Below are 23,465 nucleotides of genomic sequence, written 5' to 3' on the forward strand. Positions count from 1 at the left end.
TCCTTTCATTCTAAGAGGTTACTTTATTGCACTAATAGCATGGTTAGTAATTAATATAACTAACATCTTAAACGACAGAGTCATCAGTTTGCGACGAGCAGAAAAATACCTCTTTCGATGAAGGTGGCCATTATTGCAGCGGCAATCTTTTACCAAAAGCAAGCGTGATTAGACATGTCTTGTATTAAGAGCCGAGGTACTTAGCAGTTTTCATGATTAGTGTTACCCTTTGAATTAACACTATTTTCATGTCTGCTAGTAAAAGGTAGGTATATAATATTATTAACTAAGACGGCGGCCATATTTTATCAATTCTCATGAATAAAAGATTTAATGTCCAGCAATACAATAATATTAAGCATGTGTTACAACAGCAATTTTACTGACAAAGATGCTTCATAGCTCACTTAGATAAAACCCTGCTTGATAACAAGGGCCACAAATTTTATATTCATTAGTATATTTGCGTCAATGTAATTATGCTTTTCGATCAATGGTTATAGAATTAGTTAAACAAAAATTGACTCGTGCCGGCAGGGTATCGAGATCTCAGTAGCAAACGTTTTAACACTTTTGTATCGGGGGCTGAGTACGAACCATTATAAGTAAGCAAAGTTGGAAAAGTGCATCAACAGTATGCCGTATGCAATGAATACCATTACATCGCACAATTAAAGTAACTTTTAATATATCTGAGCTAATGAAGCTAACTTCGTTCGTAAGAACCTAAGCAAATTGCTATATATTATCGTCAGTGCACCTAGCGCACACCGTAACATCAAAATGCTTATCAAGCTTGCGTCGTAAACCTTACGAACTAAATTTATAATAGTTGTAACAAGTGTTAACTAAATATCCACGTATTAATTTATTGTCAAGCTTATTGACAATAAATATATTTCTATATTATTATTTTTATAAACTTGCGGTAGATGTCAAATCTGGATAAATAACGATGGAAAACTACTAACGATATTGCTAACGTGGCCATGTTAGTATATACTGTGTATTAATGAAATGAAATATACTGGCATGTGCATTAGTGCTACCTACACGTTTGATATGTGCTAAGTAAGAATCAAATGACCGGTTTAAACTGTTGGCTGTTGCAAAAACAAAATACATTGCGGCAAAGAAAATTAATCTTACATAAACGATTAACTATGAGGGGGGCTGCATAAAAAGCGACCCACCTGTATAAATTGCTCCTAACCAATATTCATTGTACAAATAAAAGTTATATATGCTTATTTTATGCCATTTGGCTAATAAGTGCAACATTGCTTATGCTAGTTAAATCTGCGATGCATATTCGTAATTGCTGCCGGATCCGAGATATATATCTAAATGCCATATAATATACTTTAGCTCTCTCATTAGATTCATTTGCAATGTGTGTGAATTTACATGCAAACATTTAATCCCAAGACCTTTCAGGGTCTGATTCTGACGCTACAGAACTACTGGTCGAGTCAGAATTGTACTATAGTCCAGCCGCTAGATATAGAAAGCGGCGCGGGTACTTTCCATCCTATGACCTGCCTGCGAGCGCTTGGTCCGGAACCCATCGCAGCCGCTTATGTGCATTCTTCTCGTCGTCCTACCGATGGCCGCTACGGTGAAAACCCCAACCGACTGCAGCATTATTACCAATTTCAGGTCATCATCAAACCTTCGCCGGAAAATATCCAGGAATTATATCTCAATTCGTTAAGAAAAGTGGGCTTGGATCTCACTATTCACGATATACGTTTCGTGGAGGACAACTGGGAAAGCCCTACCTTGGGAGCCTGGGGCCTAGGTTGGGAAGTATGGCTAAACGGCATAGAAGTTACACAACTTACTTATTTTCAGCAGGTAGGGGGGTTGGAATGCCGGCCGGTTACAAGCGAAGTCACATACGGGCTTGAGCGTTTAGCAATGCATCTGCAGGGTGTTGACAGCGTATATGACCTGTTATGGAACGATGGCATGCTTGGTAGCACTACCTATGGTGATGTTTTTTACCAAAATGAAATCGAGCAATCCACCTACAATTTTGAATATGCCGACGTTGATTTTTTGTTTACCTGCTTTGAACAGTACGAAAAAGAAGCGAAAAACCTGCTAGCTTTGGTAAAACCTCTACCTCTTCCGGCCTATGAACGTATTCTCAAGGCGACGCACAGCTTTAATTTATTAGACGCTCGCAAAGCAATTTCAGTTACGGAACGACAGCACTATATTTTGAGGATCCGAACCTTGACTAAAGCTGTGGCGGTAGCCTACTTCGCTTCACGAAAAGCGATGAATTTTCCGTTGTGCAGAAATTAAAAGGCGCCATGACGCAACAAACTTTTCTTGTAGAAATTGGTACGGAAGAGCTGCCGCCCAAGGAGCTACGCGCCTTGGCTGAAGCATTCACCATTCAAATAAGCCGTGAATTTAAGGCCATCAGCATGCGCTACGGCGAAGTAAAATGGTTTGCCTCGCCGCGGCGGCTAGCTGTTAAAGTAGCCGCCTTCGAAGGCTACCAGGACGAAAGCTACGTTGAGAAGCGTGGACCAGCTATTGCCCAAGCGTTTGATGCTGATGGAAACCCTACTAAAGAAGCCACAGGATGGGCGCGAGATTGCGGTATTACCGTAAACCAAGCCGAACGCCTTGCAACCAAAAAAGGAGAATGGCTAGTTTATCGCACACAAAAGAGGCATTCTGTACAGACTCTACTGTGTGACATAGTCAACCGCTCGCTGGGAAAACTACCGATACCGAAAATGATGCGCTGGGGCGACAAAGATACCCAATTTATTCGTCCGGTACACACTGTAACAATACTGCTAGACGATATCGTAATACCAGGGAGCGTGTTTGGAATTGATACAAATCGCCTTCTGCTCGGCCACCGTTTTATGGGCGAGCAGGAAATCTATCTAGAGCACGCAGATCATTATCCGCAAGTACTACTGACGCGCGGAAGGGTAATGGCAGATTATTTGCAGCGTAAAGAAACAATTCGTAAGAACGTGGAAGAGGCAGCCAAACAATTAGGTGGAATTGCCGATCTGAGCAATAGACTTTTAGAAGAAGTAACGGCGTTGGTTGAATGGCCAGTGGTTCTTACCGGTTGCTTTGAAAAAAGATTCCTCGCAGTGCCAACGGAAGCGTTAGTTTATACTATGAAAGTATACCAAAAATACTTTCCAGTATATAATAACGAAGGAAACCTCATGCCAAACTTTATCTTCGTTTCCAATATAGAGTCAAAAGATCCGCAACAGATTATTGCAGGAAATGAAAAGGTTCTGCATTCGCGTTTGGCAGACGCAGAGTTTTTCTTTAATATCGACCGCAAACAGCGGTTAGAAACTCATCATCAACACCTCGATAAAGTAATATTTCAAGAGCAGCTTGGTACCCTTCGTGATAAGAGCGATCGCATCAAATCTCTGGCAGTCTGGATAGCAACCAGGATTGGCGCAGATGTATTAAAAACAGAACGCGCTGGATTGTTGTCCAAATGCGACTTGATGACTAATATGGTATTTGAATTTACCGACATACAAGGCGTGATAGGAATGCATTACGCTCGCCATGACGGCGAGCCAGAAACAGTAGCAATAGCACTAAAAGAACAATATCAACCACGATTCGCAGGCGATGCGCTTCCTACGACACAAGTGTCTTGCGCGTTGGCCATTGCCGACAAAATAGATACTCTAACTGGTCTTTTTGGTATTAGTCAGCATCCGAGAGGCAATAAAGATCCATTTGCCTTACGCCGAACTGCCCTAGGCATACTGCGCCTCATCGTAGAAAAACAGTTTAACCTTGATCTGCAGACATTAACAAAAGAGGCGGCACGCTCGTACGGCAAAACATTGACGAATGATAGGGTAGTAAAAGATGTTGTAGATTTCATCTTATGCCGTTGCGTGGCCTGGTATCAAGATAAAGGATACAGTGTCGACACAATTAAGGCGGTACTAGCAAATCGTCCGACTCGTCCTGCGGATTTTGATGCCCGGGTACGTGCAGTAAGTTATTTTCGAACCCTAGCGGAAGCAGAAGCACTAACGGCAGTAAACAAGCGGGTGTCGAATATGTTGGCCAAATACACAGATCTGGTATACTCGGATCTGCAGACTTCGATACTCAAAGAGCCAGCGGAGATCAAGCTAGCGACTCATTTGATAGTATTACGCAAAAAACTGCAACCAATGTTTGATGCCGGACAATATCAAGATGCGCTGGTAGAACTAGCGACACTGCGTGAGCCAGTAGATGACTTCTTTAATAATGTCATGGTAATGGCGAAGGATAGTAACATGCGAGTGAACCGTTTAACATTGCTAGTGCAGTTACGTGAGCTATTTTTACAGGTCGCGGATATCTCACTATTGCAATAATAGTCGATTCAACAGGGGTAATACGGCGATCTTTCAAAATCCGTATTACCTTCATCACCTTTAAGTATAGTATTAATAGTTTTAACCATCACAATAGTGGACTATCCTTTTAATAAAGGATAGCGAGGAATATACCTAAACCTAAAATAAGTTTTTATTTATAGGGATATATATTATCAAGTTAAATAGCGGTATATTCCTTTATTAGCTGTTTTAACAAGGATTTTTAAGAAATTTAACAACTAACTTACCGCGATAATAAAGAAAAATAATAGTGATAATCAGTTATGAAAAATCTTTAAATATACAAACTTACGAATAAATTAACAAACATTTTACCATTAAGTCAACTTGCAATAGTTGCATAACTGACCTTGATGCCAATCGTGATCAGATCTACAAGCTTTTAGAAACACATTTATCAGGTTAATTCATTACTTGCTGGTATCAGATCTTTAATAAGCTCAGCTAAAGTGAATAAATGCTCGTACTGAGTTTAAGCATTATAGAAACTTGCAAAATTTGCATGCAGATATACAATAAACCGATGAAAGGAAGGTGCAAACAAATAGTCAATGCATTGCAAACATTTATGGTTAAATGAATATGTAATCGATGTAGTCAGGCAAAGATTAATTCAGTTATAACGACAGAGCGGTAAGCTAATTTAATAGCTTGAAAATTAGTATTTATAGCTACTTTACCACGCGTTGTACTCTATTAACACCGCTGTTCGTCTATCACGATACGGTGAGCTTGACCTCAAAATCTTCTAATAATAAATTTGTTCTGTGTTTATTTTAGGCATATTTGCTGCTATTTATACTTCTTCACAGAAATCATCATGGATTTACATTATCGGCTAAAATTTATACAATTTAAATTAAATTTCGACTACATGATCATAGCCTAATCACATGATAGATGTTACAATAGTACATTAAAGCAAGCTATGTAATATATATACATACCCAAGAATACTCTTATGATTAAGAGTACAATAGCTTACTCTGTTTTACTCTATCTGCCAGATGATAACAGTAGAGTTTAGTAAAACAATGTTGCTAATAGTCATGCGAGCAATGTGAAGAACTACTAACCAAACAAAATAAATAACAAAAGTGACGCTGACAACATTAATCACAAAGATGATCATTAACTTAACGTAGCAGGATCTTGAACGCACGGTGATAATCAATGCTATTACAACGATGAAAGTAAATCGCCAGAGCCGATATAACGATGGACCTCGGCTCTAGAATTGTAAATTCTCTCATTTCTAGGCTATTAATAAAAGCTTTTACCAGCATCATAGAATATAAAATCAAAGCTATTTAAACAGCTAGTTCATAACTGCAAGGTTGATATTATCAATATAATACTAATGATCTTAATTTGCATGACATGAGTTTATTAATTAATATGTTATTAACAGTTATAGCGACCGGTACTCATTTAATAGCGAGTTAAAGGAATCTTTTCTCTGCCGGGGCATTTTAACAAAAAATGCGTTATGCGTCGCAGCCGCAATATATTTGAACTAATAACTTTCCCCGTTAGCTTAGCTTTACAATTATTGTAACTAAGATACCGGTTACGGTAAAGAAAAGAGGAAAATAATCAAAAAATATTATCACGTTGAACGATCAGTTTGATGAAGATAACCAAAATCTGTTCTAAATCAACGCGGATTACGTTTTTTTAATTAAAACGCAAATCATATCAAGTAAACGATCTATTTCACTGACAATAAATAGCTAATCAGCGATTAGTATACTTTTAATCCAGGAAGATATACAAGCGATGATGAATAGAAAAACTAACCTAGACTTTATTCATTTTATATAAGTCTATCACAACCTGCGTCGTATAATTAAGGCATCAAGGACTGCTTGTTGCACGCACTGGCATCGTGTGCTGTCAGTGCCTAGACACATGATTGCTCTATAGTTATGAAGAAAATAAACGACATTGCTCTACTGTTGACAAATGCTGATTGTAGATATATTTTGCGCCTACTTGAATAAAAAAGTTTTCGATGCACTTACCCAGCACCATAAAATATTAGTAAGTCTGATAGCGAATATTACACATCACATTACTTACAAAATGAAAGTATGATACACAGTACTAGCTAGCTCAAACAGCAAATAAATCATGCACTAAAATTAGTATATTCTGAGTAGATCAACTAAGTAATCTTTATCGATTAGCATATGACCTTATAATACTTCGGCTAAAGCAAGCAATAATTAACGATCCATCTGCAGTTACACTTAAAGGATGGAATAAATAATTTATGGATAAAACCCAAATCAAAGGCACAGTATGCACTGTGCGCACAATTACTAGCATAGAATTGATCGGCTAATTTAGACTACTGTTTATCAAATACAAGCAACTCAAGTTAAATAGCTGGCTATGTATAATAGCTGTTTATTTAGGCAAGCTAGCCTGCTGCTACATCAAACGTGAGATTATTCTCAATCCGACCATACGTAAAATAATTAAAGTGATACGGAAGAAAACAGGTTTATACTTATCAAGTATAATAACTTCCATATACAACAGCATGCGACTTATATTACAAATATAGCACATTGAGAACTACGAACCGTATGACAACATAAAATACACATGAGTTGTTCGTCATTGCGTAAACTTGTCGAAAGTTATTTGGTTAATTAACCTTTAACGCGTTACTTTTAAAAGTATGTCCTTAGCGAAGCTAACAGCACCCACCAGCCAAAGAATAGTATAGACAGGCATTGCTGGAGCTAAAGTCAGTGTGACGACAGTTCCTCTATCTACGTTATTATTTTATTTAAAAGTGAAATTCTCTCACGCGACCTTGGTTAATTTCTATAACCCCGTACAGTAATCGACAAAAAGGGGGAAACCTGCATGCTAAGATTTACAATACGATATTTTACTGACAGGTATTATACCTAGCTTTCTCGTAAAGAATGTGTTCATCCTAGTTGCGCAAGTTTTCTGCAATTAATGATACTTTATGATCAAATGCGTTGTGAAAACGCTGACAGTAAACAACGTGTTATATGAAATACTTAAACAGTTATCTTACTCGTCCTTGAAGAGGCTGTATTATCCGTTGATAATCCGCAGAGAAAAAAATCCCCCTCCTGCATGTTCGCGGGGGGGGGGTCGATATTACTCCGCTATTTCCGGTGCTTAACGGAAAGGAATTAAGCATAAATGAAACGAGTAGACGCCTCATCCCAGTTAACTACATTCCAGAATGATTTAATGTAATCTAAGCGGCGGTTCTTATATTTTAAGTAATATGCGTGCTCCCAGATATCCAGACCCAAAATCGGGTACCCGGAAGTACCAGAAATGACTTCACCCATCAGTGGATTATCTTGATTAGCGGTAGACACTACGGCCAGTTTGTCATCCTTTTTTACAAGCCATGCCCATCCAGAACCGAAACAGGTTAAAGCAACTTTCTCGAATGTATCTTTAAAGGCATCAATGCTGCCAAAATCACGCTCGAGCGCACTTTTGAATTTGCCTTGCAAGGTGGTACCTTTTTTTAAACCCTTCCAAAATAAGATGTGGTTTGCATGACCACCGGCGTTGTTACGTAATACAGTTTTTTTGTCAACCGGGAGATAGTCTAGTTTTTTAATAAGTTCGTTAACTGACATTTGAGCAAATTCTGGCAAGTCCTCTAGAGCGTAATTAGCGTTATTGATATAGGTCTGATGGTGTTTAGTATAATGAATTTCTAGTGTTTCTTTGTCGAAATCCGGTTCTAGCGCGTCATACTTATATGGTAGGGTAGGTAAAGTAAAGTTCATGTCAATTTCTCCAGTTCGAGTCTAATTTTCTTGACTTAAAAATATTAGGGTCCGGTAAGCAATGTTAATCGTTAAAATGCGCTAAACGTTAAATAAAACATTTACCGGTTACGTTTAAACAAATAAGTTTCACTTATGCGTACTACATAATTTAAAATATATAAGTGAAAACCATAGTATACCTGCAGTTTACTGAATTTTACCAACTACAGACCGCAACGCTCGACGATAGCCATCATCCCCATACAGTAAGCAGTAAAAACGACCAATAAAGGTTCTACGCTGCAAATCATAGCTTTTGCATTATTTCATACACACAAGCATTTTATTCACACAAGAGTTTGATTTTTGATATTTTAATAATGTAGGTCTTATTGTTAAAAGAGGACTTTTCATAAATAGGCTACTCATGAGCAATGCAGTACTGTTTAAAATAGTTAAACATACGCACAATCTTTTTAAAAGTATTTACGTCACAAAAGCTGATAATCAAGATTAATTCAGTACCAAAATTTCCTGAAATACTGTCAGTAAGATAACTTTATTTTTAGCAATCTAATAACTCAAAAAGTTTACACATAGAATTAACGGTAATACCCGATAAGAACGGTAATATCGACGCATTTGGAACTCCATTTAGTTAACTAAACCTACTAAGTTCACAGTAGTCATGCCGTATACGCTAGTATAAAGCGCGCAATATTTCAGTTAGTCCTAACTTCATCATCATGCAGCCAGAAAAGAATGAAAATCCATCGCTATCATTCGCATTTATCGAATGTTGAAAGAAAAAACATATTTATCTGATTATTTTGTAAACGGGTATTAGTTGATTACCATACTCACAATAAATTAATGATCAGCACCATACCGGTTTTAAGATGGGCGCCATGTTTTGCAGTATGTTGCGAGCATTTTTATACTTTACTGCAAATTACAATAATAGCATTTATAAATGAATAAATCCGTTAATATCTTCCGCTGCAAAAAAATCTTCTTAAAAAACAGACGCTATACATGACGAAAGATACCGTTAAAAAGACGACAATAAACAGAGTCAACAGTTTATTATAAACTATGTTATGACATATTGAGAAATATGTACAAAACTACTTCAGATCAGATAGTTGTGGTAGCAACGCGGGAAATAGAATACGATATTAATCTTAATATAAGTCGATGAGATTGTCTTTTACGTTCTGTAAATAAATATGAATCCCGGATAGATAGCGATTTTGACGTGGCAGATAAATAAATTATAATTGATGGTGCTTTCTTCTTAAATAAGAACGCTAGGATAAACTTATCAAAAAACTAAAACGGGCTGTCATAACATGACATTGTTATGATCTAAAGTCATTATTTTTAAGTTAGCTAATCCTATAGAGAGACAAAAATGTTATCAACCAAAATGAATTTTTTTGACATTAATGATAAAATGTAAGTTTGAAAATAGTCATAAATATGATGGCTAAATGTTTAAGACAAAGATTAACTGTAAGTTACTATCAATTTATTTATCAAAAAATCTTATTAAGAGCGCTTATAGAATAGTGTTTAACATCGATTAGTAATTTTATACTAAGTTCTACTAGCTTAGTAGTGACGATCATCAAGGCAATTTATAGCATTGTAGTAACATTTAACCTAATTAATAATTTTGCTGTGGCTAATGCTCACTATTGAAGTTGCTACGGTAAAACTCGATCAGTGTTGCCAAAACATAAGTTTCCTGGTTGGCAATTACTATCCCTGCTATTAATAGCAGGCCAGCAGTTATAGCAAAATACGAGTACGATAATTAATTATACAGTTAAGACAATAGACAGTAGTTGATGTTAAATAAGTTAATTTAGGCCACGATACTCTGTGTCGGTTCAAAAAATATACGCGGTATGGGATTTACAAGTTTAACACTAGCATAATGTTCGACGATGATTTGTTTGTGCTTATAACACACACTAAACTGTACGGTGTTTATCTTTGTGTTAACGGTATCTAACAAAAACACCGGCCAAAGTCATATGTCAACGACGATAAAACGCGGTTTGTGCACTGTTTAAATAGAAGAATTACATTTTTACAGGATTGTTAATGTCATTGATGATGCAGATGTTTTAATTGTTCTGACCTCAACATAATGACCGGATAAGCCAGTAAAGATCTGAATGACTAACAAATAAAATCCTCGATGATACCGAGGAATACGTCTTGATAGATTAGTGCATTCTTAGCAGCGGTTTGCATATTAACCTGCGGGTAAATTAATAAGAAGACGGTTCACCAGTGTCAATAAACGTATATTTATAGAATTAAACAAGCAATACAGATACCTGATTGCAGCACATTCATAAATCACAGCGTAGTGCAAGAGCACAATTAGATACAGTGCGTCTTCCTGCTCAAACTTCATGACCGACTTGTCCTGCATACAATGCAATGTCACTAAATTATTAGTGACAAGTGAATGTAAGATAAAAGATATTAATATAGGTTAACGTGCTATGTTAAGCAAGGCTGCTTAACTAAGTTATTTTTATGCTTCATGCCATTATTCTAAATTGTTAAGTCATCAAATGGAACCAAATAACTTGTACCAAGCCATGCTATTGCTTTAGACACATGACAGTCATAGTACCGATATTATCGTTATTACAAGGTGTTAAGCACCATAAAGATGATTTTGGTATTGTGTATTTTTTGCCTGTATCTCTATCAGAGAGTAATAGGTCTTAGTCATAAATTAATCGACGGTGGCTCAAAAAGCACATCAAGAACGAGTATTTTAATATGTTGCTATTGTTGTTATATTATATAATATAGCCACAGTGGTGGTACTGTTGTATCTAAACGTGTCGCGGACATACTACCTTTACTTAATAACACCTTCCCCCTGGTATGTTTTAAATTGCGCAAGTTTTCTTGATATTCAGCATATCTTTATTGAGAAAACTAATCAGTTTATCATCTAACGTACATTGATCGATTTTGATATATACCCCATAACTTATGGTTATTTATGATTATATACCCGAAAGACCGGGGTAGCAAAATGAGCTAGATGTTTCTACAGCTCTTCACAAAAAGTGCTGAATACGTTCATAGTAATATTTGTAGTACTTTCACGTTTCGTTATATAATTTATAACGTTTCGGCTTCTATATTGCAAAATATATCCGAATACTAACTCGCAGTACTTTTATTTTGCAGCTACTGTCTTTGAACTACACTATGGCGATAGTGCAGGTTATCAATTGAATTATTAGTAATACTGACTATTTTCATGATTATATACTGTATATTTCTGTAATATGATATTTTATAACAAAATGTTACGCCGAAACTTAATTCCACACGAAAAGGCAATGACACAAAAAACTAGAGTATATTTCTATCGCATATAGCGCATTATTTGTAATAATATCTAGTGTTTTTCATATTCATGATGCAAAATAGCTGGCATTTTATCTAGCACAAATCTTGTGTTAAAAAAGCGTTTGTTAATAAATAAACACTTTTAGTTAAAATTTAATATGTTAAAAACATTATATTAAGTTGTGATTAATTAATTAGAGTCTAATCCTTATTGTACGCAGTACCCCTCCTTCATGAATTAAAAATTATAATATTTACGCTCATTGTACTGAAAATGCGGTCGTGTTTTTCAGGTGATTATGAATTATTAGTCAATAGTTACTATTATAACAAAGTTCATGTAACACAGTTTTGATCAGTAATCACGTTTTTATTGGCGATAAAAGCAAGGCCTAAAAGATACCAAAATTGGGGAGTGAATCAGATAAGTTGACAGTTAAACAACTAGGTTAAAACCGCATTGATAAAAAAGCAGCTCTTAAGGCCATCTGATAAAACGATATCTAAAGTAGGAAGAAACTGATGTGGTTTGTTTTATATGTAATGATCAAGTTACTGACTGATTAGTTTTATTGCAATGCAATATCAGCAGTTTTGTATGCGCAAGATCAAAAAAAATCATGCTAATATACAATGATCTAATCACCGTAACACAGGTGTGTCACTACCTAATGCCGTAATGTTATTACGTTTGCAGCATTAACGTTATCGGATTTATCTGCGCATTACTTTTTAAAAAACACTCTTATATTATTGTTACTTATTTTATAATGTGTTATATTTTTTATAAAAAGATTAGCGGTCACACCATAAACATCTTGGGAAATAAGTTAAACTATACGTTCTTAATAATGCGGTAAGATAGTGGTATTTTTATATATAGCTATCGGTACAGATTATAAATCTAGGGCGCTATAGAGATCGTATTAACAAGACATGTGTTTTGTAAGTTGCAAAATTAGTAAGGGGTTTTGCTCAGCAAAACGTTCTATTGCAATCGGTTACTTTAACACTGGCTTATACTCTACCAAGAGTTTATGATAGAGTTATCACTTATGACTAAATCAATTATAATTAACCATTAAGAAATAGAACGTTATTACTAACGCAGTGCATCGCTCTATGTTAACGATTTATTAATATGGTGCTACCAGAAAACCAAAACATAAAAAAACTGATAGATAAAGAACGTGATTACGCTGTGAAAGGCTATCAAGCTCAAAATTAATTCAATAGCAACAAAAAATTAGTGCTTGAGAAAGCCTGCATAATTGCTAATTGTGGGAGAAAGTGCGGTAACTTTTCTTAGCCAAAAGGCTTTGCAAAATCCTTAATGCCTATTTTACGTATTTTACATGCAAAATAATACTTTGCCTACCTAGATGTTCATATTATTCACAAAACCAGGCTATGTCATAAGCAGTTATGCTTCTTCTTTTTTTCAAAGATGCACGAGCCTAAAATTGGTTTTACTGTGCATTTGCGTTTTTATTCATTCATCAATGCCCGCTTAGTCAATGCTACCCTCCATTTTCGGATCTAGGAAAATTAAAGAACGGAAACTCTAGGTAGAGTAATCTAGCTAAATAAGCAAATAAGCAAATAAGCAAATAAGCAAATAAGCAAACAAGCATTATACATGTAATGCTTATTTTTGTTATAGCTGACTAATAACCATCCATGTTACCTTATTCTCTGTATTGTGAATACAACACAAAATAGAACCTAGTAAAATACTTGAATTAATAATAACAACTAATTTACTAAACTAAAAACGTATATCTAATCTAGTAGATATCTAGATAGCAAAAGCTATTAATAATTAGCCATATCAACAAGAATATGAGTTAGCTGCACGGATAGTACCTTAAGTGATTATCATGCCAGAAGTGGCAGATTAAATTGCAGTACATAAATGTTAACATCTTCTTTTTATTAAAAATTAATGTAAATAACAACAGTGACAGAAGTATGTGATGTTATTATCTGCTAGCGAAAATTAAGCTGCCTTATAATTCATTTACAATGCCTACAAACCCGCCATATCTCATAAAAATAAAATTAATTAGTTCACATAGACCCTGATGTTCACACAAGGAATAATTTTGCTATGGAAATTTAGAAAAGCACGCGTCAGAGAGAAAAATCAGCAATGATACTTAAAATTCTCACGTATAGGTGGCGATGATCACCGGCAACAGCGAAATAGCGTACATCGTGAAATCAATTTTTACTAGTTCATGTATTATGCATATTATATCAAGCCTAACAAACATATAAATGATTAAACAGTAGACAATTTGCTCAAAAGCAACAACTAAATACTAAGGCAATAATCCCGCAAAGGTTTCCCTACTACGAGACAAAAATGGCTACATAGCATCAACTTTTGAAAATACCAAGCAATGCTATTTAATTACACAAATACCGATTTTAAATCCAGCATTGACAGTTATATTTTAACGATAACTACTCAATGAACCTAAACATTATGAAGCCCCATCAGGGTACAATAATCAGCGCAAAGAAGATTGCTGATAACTAGAAGATTAGCAAAGAAAAAGCTAGTTGGGGAGGGTGTATTTGTAGTTAACCTATAAATGCGTTAGAGAGTAAAATAAATGAGAAAATGTGCAGTCCTCCATAAATAAAATGACATATCTCGTTAATAATACCTATTACTAGCTCGTACAAAAAAAGCAAAAGAGAAAAACTCTCTATACACTATAAGTATCTGCTGTAACTTTGACCTAGCAAAGTTATACTATAACTTAATTATCTAAAGACGAAAATATTAACAACGTTACTAGGCTAATAAGCAACGCTAGAATGAATAAACAATTACCAAAATGATTAGTGAATACTTTCTCTGTTAAAAAGATATCTCGAGTTTCTTGCTACGACCAAATTTGCCGATTTCGAATACTACACTATAATAATTATTAATAGATTATTAATGTTATTAATAAATAATTAGCTAAATAAATACCTCACATGAAGTGCCTTAAAGTTCGGCACCGTGTTAATATTTTAAGTTAAAATCATTATATAAGTTAATTATTGCCGTGACAACCAACATTATGCCTTTCATTAAATAATGTGCATCCAGAGCATTGTCATAACTTTTAATTTTCATCCGCTAGCGATTCACTATACACAGTATAGTGCTTAATAAATACGATAGGCAAACAATCCGCGACTGCTATGAATGATGAAAGCTCAAAAGAGATGTAATAACTCCACGGTAAAAAGCATTGACTCGCAAATATATCCGTTTTGCTTCATAAATACTTTTATCAATTAGATAAAACTAATGATTATACACGTATCTGCTACGCAGCAAATGACGAATTTATCTACTAATATGCAGTAAGCATAGAATGCTACGCCGTGCTGTAATGGTGGTAAAATCCACAGTTTTTTTGCGCACCGCATTTACGGACTTGTAATCTTACGAAGAACCAAGTTATTTATCTAGCACAGTGAGCAACGGCCGAATAAATATGTTTGGTGAACAAATACGCAACAAAGATACGAAGCTAAGTTAATATGTATTACCAGATATGTTGCTTTAAAATCTAGATGATCAATAATGCTAAACTAATAATAACATATAACAATTGTGCAAATAGTAAGTGTAACAATCGTTTGTTATCAACAGTGAGTGAATGCAAATCTAATTCGCTTATAAGTTAAGTATCCTAAAAGGAACGCTAACATCACGATCATCAGTAAATTAAAATGCAGCTTAAAGTCGATAATGATGAACAATATACCTTTTAAAATACCGACTAATAATACTTTCAGGTATTAAAAATGCTTTGAGCCGAAAGTTATAAGCTTAAGAAATTAACTTTTAACTTACTAAACAGAAAAATGAAGCAAATTTTACTTAAACTTTTTTTAGATATTTAAGACAATTAATAGCCGATTATTTTGATGAGATAAAAGTTCAAGTTTGCTCCAAACCTATAATCTTTGTGATAAGAAAAGAAGAGCAAAATAATCATTGCTGTGCATAAAGGATAAACAAAAGTGCAAAGCAATAGTGCGGTATTAATTACCTACCATGCAAAATTTACAGGTATAAATATCTTTCTGCTAGTTTTTATTCAAATTTATTTCCATATAAGCTGCTATAGCCTTCATTTACCGGATATAACCTACAGAACTATTTAGTCGATTAACACTACTTTTATATAGTTCGTTAAATATCTCTTAGATATTACCTATACTCTTACCATATCAAGGAACTGTTTTATATTGTTTTCACGCCCAATGAGGAATAAAGTTGTTTTTCATTAATCAGGCTTGTTACTAGCGCACGCTGTCGGTAAGAGTGCGGTAACAAAACAGACGTGTTAGAAGTTAGTAAACGTGATTGCGAGTGTTAAAGTGAGTATAAAATGCATAGCGATGATCGTATCCTGGCCTCACAGTTTTTTACAAATGCATAATCGATTATATTTCATTATATCAATCAAGTTGCTTTTATTATATATACTTTTATATTTTAATCGGTTAGCTAATAACTGTTTCGTAGGTGGTGTTTTATATCGCTTTAGAAACAAAAACGTATTTTGACGATACTAATAAAGAAACCGTTTGATAGAACGTTAGCAGCAAATAAAAGTTCTAAATGAACTAGAACGCCTAAACACCGGTTTTTCTTGATTATAACTTTGGTTACAAATAGTAATTTACATGTCGTAAATAATTGAGAATATACAATGGATACCTTTAAGGAACTACTGCACTCTCTATGGCAACAGGATTTTGAAACACTTTCTAATTCTAACCTAGTTTGGGCCATTTACTTGCTAGTATTTCTCATTCTTTTTTTAGAAAATGGCTTACTACCCACTGCTTTTTTACCCGGCGATAGTTTACTTATATTGCTTGGTGTGCTGATTGCAAAAGGGATACTGAATTTTCCCCTTGTTCTATTGCTGTTGACTGCGGCAACTAGTTTGGGCAGTTGGATTAGCTATATACAAGGAAAATGGTTAGAAAATAACCGGGTAGTGAAGAGTTGGCTGGAACATCTGCCGACACACTACCATAAACGAGCGTACCAAATGTTTCATCGCCATTGGCTATCGGCTCTGCTTATTAGCCGGTTTATTGCTTTTGTTCGCACATTGTTACCAACAATCGCCGGTTTGTCCGGGTTAAGCAGTTCTCGTTTTCATTTTTTTAACTGTATCAGCGCTTTTTTGTGGGTATTTATATTAACCCTCGCAGGGTTAATTATTGGGACAACGCCGGTTTTTAACTCTTACGAAGAGGAATTGATGCTATGCTTGATGCTGTTACCAATGGCGCTATTGACTATAGGACTGATTAGTTCTCTAGTGATCATCTGGCGCCGTAAACGGTTTAAAAATTCTACTAATTCGGATGAAGAATCATGAAGAAAGTATTAAATCGTCTTGACAAAATGCTGCCGCTCTGTGGCTAGTAACAGGACAACATTGATGCTACCCACATCAATGTCGTTATTATCGATACTATGCCACAATGACAACACACTGCAAATTACTAAATCACGCGAGAGCATGATTCATTTCTAGACTGTGTTTACTTATCTATAAGCTGCGTTAGCATAGAGATATCCACGTAAAATATTACTAAACTATAAAATAGTACTTTTTATATATCTAATAATTTTAGAATTGCCTGCTGGCAAAATCATTAGTACATCTAATCACTTTTCCGCCGGTGTCGGGCTATACGACACTTAAAAGCATAAGCTACAGCAACTGGGTAGTCGATACATTATCTCTTTAACAATAAATAACGTCTAAATGAGAATCAGTAATTTTTATTGCGTCGACATGCCCAATATTTCCTCTTGCGAATAGACGAAACTAACCGGCCATCTATCGCGCCTTTAACCAGATTTACTCTAATAAATATATCATATTTGCAATTTTATGAACTAAGTAGCAAGCTTATTTTGAGTGCTGGAAATTATAAACACTTCTATTAGTTAATAGAACGAACACAGGATATCACACACCCTGTGTAATAAATTTATTCAAACAGCAATCGGCAGTCAAATTACTGGCCAATAAACTAAAAAAATACTTGCGTAGCTATTTGCAAAATTCAAAAGACAATCTTTAAAAAAACGTATTAAAAAGTAAATCATACTAAAAAAATGCCAGTAATCATCTTTGCGATATTGACTAGAACTGAGCAGTGCCCATTATCTCTGGATAACATGCGAATTAGCACTATAGTCGGCTTTATCTTCGATACACTTACCACAATGTAATAATGATCACGATCTAATCGCAATACCAGATTCTTGGTAAGTAATTATTCTACATTATAGAGATAATTATAATCTGATTATTATCGTCGGTACGATAGAAACTTGTCTTGACCTTACTTTATAGTAACGCTTAGAAAATTCAATAGTATTTAGATGCTTATGATGACTAGAATTAAGCTCCTGTTTACCAATTTTAATCTGATAAGTATATCAGATATAATTATTATGGCTATTGAACCGCAATACCGGCCAACAGCGATTGCACTCCTCTTCTTAAAGAATGCGAATAATAGATGCACCCGTTAAATTTTAACCACTGTATAATAATAGCACAAGCACTAATCTATTAGCGATATGCACAATGTTCGTAATATCAGTCTATCTAATGAACTAGGATAAACTAGGTATAGGCATATTTGTGAGACGGTAAATGGTGGGGCCGTAAAATACGATATCAGTTGCTTACGGGATGTATGGTCGGTCAACGCAACATGTTACATGTCGATAACACAATATTTTTCGGCAATACAACTATTAAATTAAGATATTAATAAAAATAAAACAACATATTCTCTCTATCAACAACGCCTTACAAAATTACATTTTACTGTTACTTTTAAGCAATTACCCTGGTGTGAATTAATACCATTTAGCGATTACATTAGCTTAATCGTTTGCAGTAAAATCTAGCAGACGTGCTACTCTTACTATCACTGCGAACAATTCTGATTTTAACCCGTTATCAGTGTAGATTCTGACAACTTTAGGTCACCTAACTTCCTAATTTATTAACATAATAAAAGGCAAACTAAAAGACTTAAGCAATTTCCTGACAAGAAACGACCAACCGTAATGAATACGGCACTAATTTCTTTCGAGTGTTACTAAAATCCATAAAGTGCGTATGCTTCAATTTGAAATAACCCTGAAAGGGGACATGACGTAACAAACTCTTCGGAGTATACTAGCGATTAACGTAAAATTTTCAGCTTATTAAAGGTTAAAGAACCTATTATGAACGCGAGCGTATAATCCTGGCTAGAATAAAACATTACATTATAATTATCCTATAAACGAAGAATATACTCGATCCGGACAACTAGATGATTACTTTAGTAATCAAACATAGGCTAAACACTATTTAGGAAAATAAAATAATCTTTACCCTGATTCCTTGATAGTTTTTTCAAAAGAAAACAGTTATTTTGTCAACTAGCAATCAGCTTTATGACTGACATTAACGAACACGGTCGTGTCAAGCAAAAACCATTTATACTTTTATTGTACATTTCCAAGTTGCGTGTAATGTTATAATTAATTTTACTCTTATATAGATAAAATAACTACATACTGCAGTATGTAGTGCATTATCTACTCCTCTGAATAGAGGAAAATATAAAATTTGATGCGTGGCCAATATAACTTTGGTAACTAATTATTAATTATAGATAATTTATTTATGTTACTAGTATTCTTAGTTACAACTAATAAAAGATTTTGCAATCGCTGCAGACAAACTTTTAATGGTTTACATCTCTTATAGCCTTTTTGACTATAATAACTTCAGTTAAATAACTTGCTAGATTACTAGCTAAAAAGCGCATCGCCAGATATTATCTATTTAAAACAAAATAGTAGTAAATAATTTAAGAAATAATCATGATACTATATTTTGATGATAAGTGTATTGATGCCAATAATGTTCATGTTAACATCTCATGGCAGATTGAGTAAAGATAATGTTAGCACTTATAAATATAATAATAAATAGTAGCAATGCGTGGATCTAATTTCTTACTTTACTGTTAAATATTTTCTTGAATCTAACGACTAAGATCTTTTAATCTTAAGCACTGTCATTAATGATGATTAATGGCAGGAATATACTAGAAAATAAATAATAATCTTTATGAAATATAGTTTCACTCCTTTAGCGAGTTAAGGTAAAATCGGTAAAGGTTGTCACGCATTTAATAATCTTGCAATAGATCTTTCAACCGCATGCGCTATCTGTTAGGTACTTGCGTCTAACAAAACGAATTAACTACTATAAGGATACCCTCTGAAAATGCGATAGTTAAGACCTGAGCAAATTACTTTGAGCTTGTAAACCGCTTGTACGATATTTATTAGCTACTAAACATTGTTTAAAAGGCACATGTTGCCTATATTTTATACCATTATTTTGCAGTCATTAAACTCTAAATACACACAACATTATTTTTGTAAAGCCGAACAACTAGGTATTAGTACACCTCGCGGCGGTACACAGCTATTCCCTCCACCGCTTGGTCATATGACCATTGATCACCGGATGTCGTCAATAATTGCGTCTATCACTCAAGGTAGGTTTATAGTACATTGTTTCTACCCTAGCCCAGCAAACAACCTCTTATATTTATCTGATATCCTGCTCAAAGTCTTATCTAGAAACAGTACTCCGTCAACAACTACCGATCTCAAATGATATTACTGGTAGTGTATTAACACTGCTGACTTCAAAAACTAACTGCGGTTTTTTTGATACACCGATCGATCGGGACCAAATACTCAGCCATTCAGCAAGCGGTAAAGTTTACGTCTATTTATTTCCGACGACGTGCAGCAATTCAATCTGGCGCGATTACGATCTCATCCTAACCTTATTTTAACCGTTTTCAGGCACTAAGAGAACAATGTATTAATAATACAAACTAAAGGGATCAGGGTTACGCGCTATCTTATCTATCAAAGAAACATTTTTGGCGGGAACTAGAACTTTGGTTAGCAAAGTGATTAAGCACCACAACCCCTTTAACATTAGGTCTATGTATAATTAGATAAGCTTATCTATTATTTTTAGCAAAACTCTCCTGCGCTTTAGCGCAATACATATAACAAACATTGGTAAAATAACTTGCGGTTCTGCAGCAAGTTAACAAACACGACCATACATCTAATAACTCTTTATTTAATTCCTATATAATATATAGCTAAACGCCTAAGTAACTAGTCCTAGTTTTTTTACCGAGCAACAAAGCTGCGCGCCCATCAAATATATTTATTACTCACATAAATCTCTGCGTCAACGCTATGTCTTTTAACATAGATTTTTATTTGGGATTTCAAAATATAACGTTAATAGTAAATTGCTAACAAGTTGCTTGTTTAACCAACTTACATTTTATTTACCCCTCCTAAAGGAGGATACTCGGTTTTTTTATAAAACAAAATACAACCAAAAATTACGTTGTTTGCAAGCATGTTATGTCTAGGTAACTGTTAAATATAAAATCTTTGCATTAAGCTTTGCTATAATAACCGCTACAAGAAGTGTAGGCGTAGGTAGACGCGGGACTTTTAGTTAACGCATTTATTTTCTATAGATATATAAAATATCGTCTTACGAAGCATAGCTAACTAACAAGATACCAGCGGTCATGCCGTACAAGATGATGACGGCAACACATTGATGTTAAAAATCAACCAGCCACGGGGACACATTAAGATATACAAATAATATAAGCGCGCTAACGCTGAACAACATGCAACTTATAATTGAATTCTAAACTACAGCGAGAAAACCCATAACTGTTCAAATATTTTGGCTACCGCGCGTATAGACTATAGTTTGCATATGCGTCAGCAAATGTTCGTGTGCATTAGGATATAAAACGCTTGCGCTGGGTGAAATTCCGAAAGTGTCACACAACGGTCGTTGCGATTATCTATAATCAATCTGTGGTCAAGTAAAATTAGCTGGCTAACGAACGTATTTCAACATCTTTCCTACAACACCCCGCGTTTTGACTATGATTACTAAACAAACAGCTTGCGTTGCAACAAGCGCACTATTGTGGCGCGCTATTAATTTATTTCTTTCTTACCGATCGGTAAGAAATTTAACCACTGGCTGATAACTGTAAAATCTTAATATAATTAGAGACCGTAATTAATACAAGATTGGAGTTAACCGTTAAGCCGGGTTCTGTCTTGAACAGTCATTCATCTAGGTCAGCTCTCGCGAGCTGACTCAAGCAGCTTACCCAGGTTCAGTACGGGCCGCACCATGTGAACCCCTATTTAGCCTTGCTCCAGGTGGAGTTTACCGTGCCGCGAACTGTTACCAGCTGCGCGGTGCGCTCTTACCGCACCCTTTCACCCTTACCTGATTCCGCATTATGCGAGCCATCGGCGGTTTGCTTTCTGTTGCACTTGTCGTGGATTTGCATCCCCCAGGTGTTACCTGGCACCCTTGCCCTATGGAGCCCGGACTTTCCTCCTCTCTTACTGTGCTTGTTTCTGCAAGAACACCATAAAAGCGACGACTGTTTGGTCAACTCCATTATGCAGTGTAAAGCAATGTCTGGAAGCTTGTCACCTGCAATATGTTATTTAATGATTAATTTGCAGTATCGCATTAAATTTTTTGCTGCCGATTAAGCGCGTAACGGTATAACGTATTTTTTTTCAGGCCATAGATCTGAGCAGCCAAAACCGCTGCCTTTTTCAAGGGTAATTCGTTCAGTAATAACGACAATGTGCGCAGCACCTGAGATGGAAGCTTATCGCCTTGTTCACAATAACCTTCCACGATGAGTACTATTTCGCCACGGCGTCGCATATCGTCTCCCTGTATCCAGGCAAAAATTTTCTCGATGGGAGCTCCATAAATGGTTTCCCAGGTTTTAGTCAGCTCACGCGCTAGTACCACGTAACGCATCGGCCCCCAGACGATAACCATATCCTTTATACTTTCCAAAAGTCGGTGGGGGGACTCATAGAAAATCAAGGTGCGCGGCTCATGTGCTAGCGCTTGCAAAGAATTAAGACGTGCTTTTCGTTTCGAAGGCAGAAATCCTTCATAACAAAAACGATCAGAGGGTAATCCAGCAGCCGAAAGAGCGGTAATGGCCGCGCAAGCGCCTGGCAACGGAACCACTCGAATACCGGTAGCATGGCAACAACGCACTAAATGATATCCCGGATCGTTGATCAGAGGAGTTCCGGCATCACAGACCAGCGCTATACTCTGTCCATCTTTCATCTTTTTTAATAAAATGCTTGTTTTTTGCTGTTCATTATAATCGTATAACGCAAATAAACGCGCATTTATGGAAAAATATTTTAATAATAGACCGGTATGACGGGTATCCTCAGCAGCAATAAGATCAACGCCCTGCAAGATAGACAGCGCGCGCCAAGTTATATCTTGTAGATTGCCAATCGGCGTGGGTACCACATATAAAGTTGATGCGTAAATATCCATTTTGGGGTGTTGATTCATTGTGTTATCCGGATTGCTAATTTAGTATTTAGCTTTTTAGAAAAAATATTACTAAATAACAGTATGCTTTCTTATGTAAAAAGGACTACTTCCTAACGTGCTTGCATTAATTGATAATTATCGCTTGCTTACATGCCCGCCTTAGTGTCAGGAATGAATGGCAGCACATCTATTAAGCCATACTATTATTTAAAGTAGTAAATGTAATAATACCAAAATTAATATTGATTACCGATCATTCTCTCACTGATTGATCAAAAACTAACGCAAGGGCTTACGCCGTATATCAAGTTAGTACAGTCAATGAAGCTGATGCTATTCACAATATTCTA

5 protein-coding genes and 1 other RNA gene are annotated in these 23,465 nt (G+C 35.4%); 3 read left to right on the forward strand and 3 right to left on the reverse strand.

Annotated elements, in window-relative coordinates:
* Positions 1–1,407: 1,407 nt before the first annotated feature.
* Positions 1,408–2,313, forward strand: a complete 906-nt coding sequence (gene glyQ / locus HBA_RS02865) for a glycine--tRNA ligase subunit alpha (protein ID WP_097032505.1) — start codon at positions 1,408–1,410, stop codon at positions 2,311–2,313.
* Positions 2,314–2,321: 8 nt separating this feature from the next.
* Positions 2,322–4,388 (forward strand): glycine--tRNA ligase subunit beta, encoded by a 2,067-nt coding sequence (gene glyS / locus HBA_RS02870; protein WP_097032629.1) that lies wholly within the window; start codon positions 2,322–2,324, stop codon positions 4,386–4,388.
* A 3,206-nt stretch (positions 4,389–7,594) separates the two neighbouring features.
* On the opposite strand, the gene sodA is transcribed toward glyS, so the two are convergent.
* Positions 7,595–8,212, reverse strand: coding sequence for a superoxide dismutase [Mn] (sodA, locus tag HBA_RS02875; protein WP_097032506.1), 618 nt, complete (start codon positions 8,210–8,212; stop codon positions 7,595–7,597).
* Between the two features lie 8,105 nt (positions 8,213–16,317).
* Between sodA and HBA_RS02880 the strand changes: the two genes are divergently transcribed.
* Positions 16,318–17,001, forward strand: a complete 684-nt coding sequence (locus tag HBA_RS02880; protein WP_097032507.1) for a DedA family protein — start codon at positions 16,318–16,320, stop codon at positions 16,999–17,001.
* A 4,806-nt stretch (positions 17,002–21,807) separates the two neighbouring features.
* On the opposite strand, the gene rnpB is transcribed toward HBA_RS02880, so the two are convergent.
* An RNA gene (gene rnpB, locus HBA_RS02885) (RNase P RNA component class A) lies at positions 21,808–22,190 on the reverse strand.
* A gap of 76 nt (positions 22,191–22,266) precedes the next feature.
* A complete protein-coding gene (gene rsmI, locus HBA_RS02890) occupies positions 22,267–23,133 on the reverse strand; it encodes a 16S rRNA (cytidine(1402)-2'-O)-methyltransferase (RefSeq protein ID WP_097032508.1) in 867 nt (288 codons plus the stop codon).
* Between the last annotated feature and the right edge of the window lie 332 nt (positions 23,134–23,465).

This window comes from Sodalis endosymbiont of Henestaris halophilus (assembly GCF_900161835.1).
In the GTDB taxonomy this organism is placed as follows: Bacteria; Pseudomonadota; Gammaproteobacteria; order Enterobacterales; family Enterobacteriaceae.

What these genes read in the sequence shown, in the direction of transcription:
- glyQ (WP_097032505.1), top strand. Translation starts at nt 1,408, where the DNA reads ATGCAAACATTTAATCCCAAGACCTTTCAGGGTCTGATTCTGACGCTA.
- glyS (WP_097032629.1), top strand. Translation starts at nt 2,322, where the DNA reads ATGACGCAACAAACTTTTCTTGTAGAAATTGGTACGGAAGAGCTGCCG.
- sodA (WP_097032506.1), bottom strand. Translation starts at nt 8,212, where the DNA reads ATGAACTTTACTTTACCTACCCTACCATATAAGTATGACGCGCTAGAA.
- HBA_RS02880 (WP_097032507.1), top strand. Translation starts at nt 16,318, where the DNA reads ATGGATACCTTTAAGGAACTACTGCACTCTCTATGGCAACAGGATTTT.
- rsmI (WP_097032508.1), bottom strand. Translation starts at nt 23,133, where the DNA reads ATGAATCAACACCCCAAAATGGATATTTACGCATCAACTTTATATGTG.